Below are 466 nucleotides of genomic sequence, written 5' to 3' on the forward strand. Positions count from 1 at the left end.
ATACATTTTTGCGTGCCTGCACAACACATCCACAGACACCATTTAGCTGTTAGTTATGTACTCTCATTCCGCTCGCTTCAACATGGTAACGACCATTGCAACGGCTCTTTAGGTCCGCAGTGGGCCAAAGCAGAGCTATAGGAAGTAAAAAAGGGGATAAAACACGCGTGCAATTAATGGATGAGCAAATAGAAAAAGCATTTAAAAAACATGGGCCAAATGCTAAGTTAAACATTCAACTTGAGCGCTGCCCGTTAAACAAAAAGTAGAGAGCCCATGATAGAAACGAATGATGACGCCTTAGATTATTTTCTAAGCAAATTTAGGCAACCAACAACAACTGTACCCGCGACTACCGCTGATATAGAAGCGTATCGAGGGAAACTGCCTGACCAGCTACTTGAATACTGGCAAATACTCGGTTTTAGCGGCTTTGCCGATGGTTTATTTTGGCTGACAAATCCAG

1 protein-coding gene is annotated in these 466 nt (G+C 42.9%); it reads left to right on the forward strand.

What is annotated here, in order from left to right; genetic code table 11:
• Nucleotides 1–276: 276 nt before the first annotated feature.
• Nucleotides 277–466, forward strand: a 190-nt coding sequence (locus H5232_RS23630; RefSeq protein ID WP_310736906.1) for a GAD-like domain-containing protein, incomplete at its 3' end; no start/stop codon positions are given.

It is taken from the genome of Pseudoalteromonas sp. SG41-5, assembly GCF_014164495.1.
GTDB lineage: Bacteria > Pseudomonadota > Gammaproteobacteria > Enterobacterales > Alteromonadaceae > Pseudoalteromonas > Pseudoalteromonas rhizosphaerae.